Annotated in this window: 4 protein-coding genes; all 4 read left to right on the plus strand. The window is 37.0% G+C overall.

Annotated features, from left to right (window positions below; translation table 11 throughout):
• Positions 1 to 282 precede the first annotated feature (282 nt).
• Complete coding sequence (locus AC1DTM_RS22350) at positions 283 to 1,014, plus strand: alpha/beta hydrolase (RefSeq protein ID WP_477000906.1); 732 nt, start codon at positions 283 to 285, stop codon at positions 1,012 to 1,014.
• A gap of 98 nt (positions 1,015 to 1,112) precedes the next feature.
• Positions 1,113 to 1,631: a YjcG family protein gene (locus AC1DTM_RS22355; protein ID WP_002201352.1), complete on the plus strand. Its 519-nt coding sequence runs from the start codon at positions 1,113 to 1,115 to the stop codon at positions 1,629 to 1,631.
• A 1-nt stretch (position 1,632) separates the two neighbouring features.
• Positions 1,633 to 2,055, plus strand: coding sequence for a GNAT family N-acetyltransferase (locus AC1DTM_RS22360; RefSeq protein WP_002158861.1), 423 nt, complete (start codon positions 1,633 to 1,635; stop codon positions 2,053 to 2,055).
• Positions 2,056 to 2,154: 99 nt separating this feature from the next.
• Positions 2,155 to 2,607 (plus strand): UvrD-helicase domain-containing protein (locus tag AC1DTM_RS22365; protein ID WP_477000907.1); only part of this gene is annotated, 453 nt, incomplete at its 3' end.

Here is a 2,607-nt window from a genome sequence, read left to right on the forward strand (position 1 = left end):
TCTTTACAAAAACAGCTGCGAATGAAATGGCTATAATGGAAATTGCTAATGGTAGTGCGATTGATCTTTCTTGTTTCAAATCCTGTCTCCCCTCTCACCTGTAAAAAATCCCACTTCATTATATCCGTTTTCTTTCATAACTTAAATACTAATTTTTTAGATTCTTCGTACCATTATGGTAAAATAGAAATTAAGGCACCTATTAGTGATTATTTCTTTCCTTTTCACTACAAGCGTCGCTCTTACAATCATTACAGTAAATTTTTATTTAGGGGGATCTACATGAATCAAACAATAGGGAGAATTGAAGAAATTTCATTTTTTAGTACATCACTTCAAGAGGAACTTACACTTCTTGTTTATTTACCAGTAAATTACACACCTCTCCATAAGCATACGGTTGTTATTGCACAAGATGGTAGAGATTATTTTCAACTTGGTAAAGCGCACCGTGTAATTGAGCGTCTTCGTGAAACTGAAGAAATCGACCGTACAATTATTGTCGGCATTCCATATAAAAATGTATACGATCGTAAGGAAAAATATTTCCCGAGCGATGTAAAGAATGCTGCTTACATTCGTTTCCTTGCTCATGAGCTTGCTCCATATATTGATGAAAATTATCCAACGTATCAAATGGGTAAAGGACGCGTTTTAATTGGAGATTCTCTTGGCGGTACAGTTTCCTTTATGACTGCACTTATGTATCCGCATACATTCGGTAAAGTCGTTATGCAGTCACCATTTGTTGATGAAACAGTGATGAACTTAGCAAGAGACTTTAAAAATCCGGGGGCGTTAGAACTTTATCACGTCATTGGGACAGAAGAAACAGCTGTCAAGCGCACAGATGGACAAGTATCTGATTTCGTAGAACCGAACCGTGAGCTAAATACTCTTCTTACAGATAGAAATTTCATCACGCATTATGAAGAGTTTGAAGGGAATCACACATGGAAATATTGGCAAGCAGATTTACCGAAAGCATTTTCTCATATTCTATCAATGAAATAATAGAGAGCGATATTCAGAATAATTTGATATAATAGATAAAGAGATAAAGAGATTTATTCTCAAAATCTAACTAGACTTGCAAAGGGAGGAATTGGAACATGAAATTAGGAATTGTAATTTTCCCATCAAAAATGATTCAAGATAAAGCAAACGGATTGCGTAAACGTTATGATCCACATTACGCATTAGTTCCGCCACATATTACATTGAAAACACCCTTTGAAACGCAAGATGAACAATTAGAATCGATTGTGAATGAGTTACATACAATCGCAAACAAAACGAACCCTTTCACCCTTCATGTTGGAAAAGTTGGTTCATTCGCACCTGTTAATAATGTTCTTTATTTTAAAGTAGAAAAAACACCTGAACTTACTTTCTTAAATGAAGAAATGCATAATGGATTCTTTACACAAGAGCGCGAGTACTCTTTCGTACCTCATTTAACAATCGGTCAAAGCCTGTCAGATGCAGAGCACGCTGATGTATTAGGTCGATTACGTATGAAAGATTTCTATTATGAGCAACCAATCGATCGTTTCCACCTTCTATATCAATTAGAAAACGGAACATGGACTGTACATGAAACATTCCACCTTGGAAAGGGGAGCAACTAATTTGCACGCACAAATCGTACAAACAGACGAGCAGCTAAGTGATGCATTCTCTGTACGTAAACAGGTTTTTGTAGAAGAACAACGTGTTTCTTCTGAAGAAGAATATGATGAATTTGAAGATACTTCGGTGCATGTTGTTGTATATGACAATGACATTCCAGTCGGTGCGGGCCGCTTTCGCATTGTTGATGGAGTTGGAAAAATGGAACGCATTTGCGTACTGGCCTCCCATCGCCAAAAAGGTATTGGCAAAATCATTATGGATGCACTTGAAGCGCATGCTAAAGAAGAGTCTCTACCAAAATTAAAACTCCATGCTCAAACACATGCTGAAGTTTTCTATAAAAAGCTAGGATACGTGACGGCTTCTGATGTATTTATGGAAGCAAATATCCCGCACGTCGTAATGATAAAAGAATTGTAATTTTGTAGCAGGAGGTAGCCCCTCCTGTTTTTTACATTGCTATTTTCTTTTTCTTCCGCTAAAGTTAAATGTTGATGCTATAGTTTTGAAGGTGAATATATGACACAAGAAAAATTTTCACAAAAACCGTTAACACACGCTGGTATTCCGCAAGCGACGTATCATATTCCGAAAACATCTACCCATTTAATTATGGAAGAAGATGCAGATGCGGCGTATTTCCGCGCTTTAGAACAGCAAGGTGTTTATTTAAATGAAAAACAGTTAGAAGCAGTGCAAACGACAGAAGGACCTGTCCTTACACTAGCTGGTGCTGGAAGTGGTAAAACATCTGTTTTAACAACTCGCGTTGGTTATTTAGTTAATGTAAAACATGTTCATCCACGAAATATTTTGCTGCTGACGTTTACACAAAAAGCAGCTGAAGAAATTCGAAGCCGTGTAGCGAATTTACCTGGTATGAATCATGCCGCAAGTAGCTATGTCGTTGCTGGTACATTCCACTCTGTCTTTTTAAAATTGCTTCGTAGTCAAGGATATAATCAGCAAATT

This window comes from Bacillus sp. P4_D3 (assembly GCF_056401855.1).